Raw genomic sequence first — 4,186 nt, forward strand, 5'->3', positions numbered from 1 at the left:
CGCTGCCCGGGCCCTCCGGCTGCAGCCCCTCCTGCCGGCGCGGCCTCGCCAGCAGCGCCTCCATGGCGCGCGGCACGTCCAGCGCGCCGGACAGCACCGCCGCCACCGCCGCGGTGATCGGCATCTCCACCCCGGCCTCGGCGGCGCGCGCCAGCAGGGCCGGGGCGGTCGCCACCCCCTCGGTCACGCTGCTCCGCCCGGCCAGGATGTCTTTCAGTTGGCGGCCCTGGCCGAGCGCAAAACCCAGGGAAAAATTGCGGCTGCCCGGGCCGGTGCAGGTCAGCAGCAGGTCGCCCAGGCCCGACAGCCCCGCCACCGTCTCCGCCCGCCCGCCCAGCGCCACGGCGAGGCGGGAGATCTCCGACAGCCCCCGCGTCACCAGCGCGGCGCGGGCATTCTCGCCGAGCCCGGCCCCCATCACCGCCCCGGCGGCGATGGCAATGACGTTCTTGGCCGCGCCCCCCACCTGCACCCCCACCGGATCGTCCTGGCCGTAGAGGCGGAAGCCGGGGGTGGCCAGCCGCGCCGCCGCGGCCTCGCGCAGGCCAGAATCCACGCTCGCCACCACGGCGGCGGCGGGCAGGCCGCCGGCGATCTCGGCGGCGAAATTCGGGCCGGACAGCACGCCGGTGGAGAGCCCGGGCCGCAGCAGGGCCAGCGTCTCCAGCGGCAGGCGGTGGCCGCGCACCGTCACCCCCTTGGCCGCGACCAGCGAGGGGGGCAACGCCGGAAAGCCCGCCAGCACACTCTCCATGTGCTGCGCCGGCACCACCAGCAGGGCCAGCCCCGCGCCCGCCAGCGCCTCCGCCGCGTCGGCGGTGATGCGGATGGCGGGCGGCAGGGTGTGGCCGGGCAGATGCGCCGCATTCTCCCGAATCGCCTGCATCGCGGCGGCGCGGGCGGGGTCGCGTGCCCAGAGCATCACCTCGCCCCCGGCCCGGGCGGCCTGGAGCGCCAGCGCCGTGCCCCAGGCCCCGGCGCCGATCACCGCGATCCGCTGCATCGCCCTATTCCTCGGCCAGCCGGCTGACGGCGAAGCCCTGGCCGGGCTCGCCATCGCCCAGATGCTCCAGCAGCGCGGCCAGGATGGCGCGCGCCTCCTCCTCGAACTTCCAGGGCGGGTTCACCACCACCAGCCCGCAGCCATTCAGCCGCTGCGGGTCGGTGGGCTCGCGCAGCCACAGCTCGCAGGCCAGGATGTCGCGCACCCCGCTCTCGGCGATGGCGGTGTGGAAGGCGCGCACCGGGGCGCGGTGCTTGATCGGGTACCAATGCGCCTGCACCCCGGCGCGGAAGCGGTGCGCGACGGTGGCCAGCGCCTCGGCCATGCGCTCGAACTCGCCCTCCTGCTCGAAGGGCGGGTCGACCAGCACCAGGCCGCGCTTCTCGGCGAAGGGGGTGAGGGCGGAGAGCGCCTCCCAGGCGTCGCGCTTGTGCACGGCGGTCTGCGGGTCGCCGCGGAACAGGGTGCGCAGCGTGGCGCTGTCCTCATCATGCAGCTCGCACAGCACCAGCCGGTCGCGCGGGCGCAGCAGCATGCGGATCAGCGCCGGGCTGCCCGGGTAGCGCGGCGGGAAGCCGGCGCGGCGCACCAGCTCCAGCCATTCGGCCAGCGGGCCTTCCTCGATCGCCAGCAGCCGGCCGACGCCGCGCTTCCACTCGCCGGTGCGCTCGGCTTCCGAGCCGGTCAGGTCATAGGCGCCGATGCCGGCATGGGTGTCGAGCACGCGGAAGGGCGTGTCCTTCACCGCCAGCCGCCGCACCAGCGCGACCACCAGCGCGTGCTTCATGCAATCGGCGAAATTGCCGGCGTGGAAGGCATGGCGGTAGTTCATGCGGCATCCCCCGCGCGCAGCTCGTCCAGCGGCCAGCGCGGGCGCGGCGCGTGGTCGAGGCCGTCGGTCAGCCCCGCCCGCAGCCGCTCGATCCCCGCCCAGGCGATCATCACGGCGTTGTCGGTGCAGAGGCGGATCGGCGGCGCCACCAGCGGCAGCCCGGCCTTGGCCGCCTCGGCCGAGAGGGATGCGCGCACCGCCTGGTTGGCGGCGACACCGCCGGCCACCACCATGGCCGTCGCCCCGGGCAGCATGGCCAGCGCGTTGCGCGCCCGGTCGGCCAGCACGGCGGCCACCACATACTGGAAGGCGGCGGCGAGGTCGGCGCGGTCCTGCTCGGTGACCAGCTTCGGGATCGACTGCGCCACGGCCGTCTTCAGCCCACTGAAAGAAAAATCGCAGCCGGGGCGGCCGAGCATCGGGCGGGGCAGGGGGAAGCGCTTCGGGTCGCCGCTCCGCGCCAGCTTCTCCAGCGCCGGGCCGCCGGGCCAGGGCAGGCCCATCAGCTTGGCGGATTTGTCGAAGGCCTCGCCCACCGCGTCATCCAGGGTGGAGCCCAAGCGCCGGTAGCGGCCCAGCCCCTCGACGGCGACGCATTGGCAATGCCCGCCGGAGAGCAGCAGCAGCAGATAGGGAAATTCGACCGGGCGCTCGACCACGCCGCTCTGCCGCAGCAGGGGCAGGCGGGCGGTCAGCGCATGGCCTTCCAGATGGTTCACCGCGACGAAGGGCAGGCCATGCGCGATGGCCATGCCCTTGCCGAAGCTGGCGCCGACGATCAGCCCGCCGATCAGCCCCGGCCCCGCCGTGGCCGCGATGCCGCCCAGATCGGCCGGCCGCACCCCGGCTTCCGCCATCACCTGGGCGGCGAGCGCGGGCAGATGCGCCAGATGCGCGCGCGCCGCGATCTCCGGCACCACGCCGCCGAAGGGCGTGTGCTCGGCGAGCTGGCTGCGCACCGCCTCGGCCAGGATGGTGCCATCGGGCGCCAGCAGGGCCGCCGCGGTCTCGTCGCAGCTGGCCTCCAAACCCAGGACTGGTCCCTCGATAGGCGCCGATCGCATCCGTTCCTGCCTTCCCCATGCCGGGCCGTGGTTCTATGACGGCGGCATGTCGTTTGCCCACCCTGTCCCGCCGCTTGCCCCGGCGGGAATCCTCGTTTCCGGCCGCGTCATGGCCCCTGCGGATCAGCGGGGCGGTGTGGGCGGACACCCCGCGAGCCTGTCCAAGGCCGCGCCCGGCGGGCCGGTGAAGCCGCATGCGCGGCGCTCCCTGCCGCTGCGCGTCGGCACCCGCGGCTCGCCGCTGGCGCTGTGGCAGACCCGCACCTTCCTGGAGCTGGTGCTGCATTTCTGCCCGGTGCTGCGCAATGCCAAGGCCTTCGAGGAGCATGTCATCGCCACCTCGGGCGACCGCATCCAGGACAAGCGGCTGGCGGATATCGGCGGCAAGGGGCTGTTTGCCAAGGAGATCCATGAGGCGCTGCTGGATGGCCGCATCGATTTCGCGGTCCACAGCCTGAAGGATCTGGAAACCGAATTGCCGCCCGGCATCGTGCTGGCCTGCACCCTGCGGCGCGAGGATGCGCGCGACACGCTGGTGCTGGGCCCCGGCGCGGCGGATGCCGACCCGGCCGACCCCTTCTCCGCCATCCCGGCCGGGGCGCGCATCGGCACCGCCAGCCTGCGCCGCCAGGCGCAGCTGCTGCACGCCCGCCCCGACCTGAAGGTGGAGATGATCCGCGGCAATGTCGGCTCGCGCCTGGCCAAGCTGGCGGGCGGCGAGTGCGACGGCACGCTGCTGGCACTCGCCGGGCTGAAGCGGCTCGGCCTGGAGAGCCATGCCTCGGTGGTGCTGGATGCCGAGGCGATGGTGCCGGCGGCCGGCCAGGGCATCGTCGGCGTCACCGTGCGCGCGGCCGATACCGAGCTGCACGAGCTGCTCTCCGGCATCGAGGACCGCACGGCGCGCGCCGTCTCCCGCGCCGAGCGGGCGCTGCTGGCGGCGCTGGACGGCTCCTGCCGCACGCCGATCGGCGGCCATGCGCGGCTGCTGCCGGGCGGCGAGCTGCACCTGACCGGGCTGGTGGCGCGCCCCGATGGCAGCTTCCTGCTGAAGCGCAGCCTGCACGGCGCGGCCGGCGAGGCCGAGCGGATCGGCCGCGAACTGGGCGAGAGCCTGCGCGCCGACAGCCCCGCCGATATTTTCATCAGCTAAAGGCGGCGCCGTGCCGGAGCCGCCCGCCATCCTGGTCACCCGGCCGGAGCCGGGCTGCGCCGAGACAATGCAGGCCGTGGCCGCGCTCGGCTGGCGGCCGGTCGCCGCGCCCGCGCTGGTGCTGAACCCTTGCG

General features: G+C 74.7%; 4 protein-coding genes. 1 reads left to right on the top strand and 3 read right to left on the bottom strand.

What is annotated here, in order from left to right:
- The 3 genes from HMPREF0731_RS09795 to tsaD all read right to left on the bottom strand — a co-directional run.
- Positions 1–1,003, bottom strand: a 1,003-nt coding sequence (locus HMPREF0731_RS09795) for an NAD(P)H-dependent glycerol-3-phosphate dehydrogenase (protein WP_007003950.1), incomplete at its 3' end; no start/stop codon positions are given.
- Positions 1,004–1,007: 4 nt separating this feature from the next.
- Positions 1,008–1,835, bottom strand: coding sequence for a 23S rRNA (adenine(2030)-N(6))-methyltransferase RlmJ (locus HMPREF0731_RS09800; protein ID WP_007003951.1), 828 nt, complete (start codon positions 1,833–1,835; stop codon positions 1,008–1,010).
- The gene (gene tsaD / locus HMPREF0731_RS09805; protein ID WP_007003952.1) at positions 1,832–2,899 is read right to left on the bottom strand and encodes a tRNA (adenosine(37)-N6)-threonylcarbamoyltransferase complex transferase subunit TsaD; all 1,068 of its coding nucleotides are present in this window, start codon (positions 2,897–2,899) and stop codon (positions 1,832–1,834) included. The genes HMPREF0731_RS09800 and tsaD overlap by 4 nt, the downstream gene beginning before the upstream one ends.
- A gap of 109 nt (positions 2,900–3,008) precedes the next feature.
- Between tsaD and hemC the strand changes: the two genes are divergently transcribed.
- Positions 3,009–4,052, top strand: a complete 1,044-nt coding sequence (hemC, locus tag HMPREF0731_RS09810) for a hydroxymethylbilane synthase (protein ID WP_157136037.1) — start codon at positions 3,009–3,011, stop codon at positions 4,050–4,052.
- Positions 4,053–4,186: the final 134 nt, after the last annotated feature.

Source organism: Pseudoroseomonas cervicalis ATCC 49957 (genome assembly GCF_000164635.1).
Classification (GTDB): Bacteria; Pseudomonadota; Alphaproteobacteria; order Acetobacterales; family Acetobacteraceae; genus Pseudoroseomonas; species Pseudoroseomonas cervicalis.

Bases quoted from the DNA above. Each gene is read 5' to 3' on its own strand.
- hemC (WP_157136037.1), top strand. From the start codon at position 3,009: ATGGCCCCTGCGGATCAGCGGGGCGGTGTGGGCGGACACCCCGCGAGC.
- tsaD (WP_007003952.1), bottom strand. From the start codon at position 2,899: ATGCGATCGGCGCCTATCGAGGGACCAGTCCTGGGTTTGGAGGCCAGC.
- HMPREF0731_RS09800 (WP_007003951.1), bottom strand. From the start codon at position 1,835: ATGAACTACCGCCATGCCTTCCACGCCGGCAATTTCGCCGATTGCATG.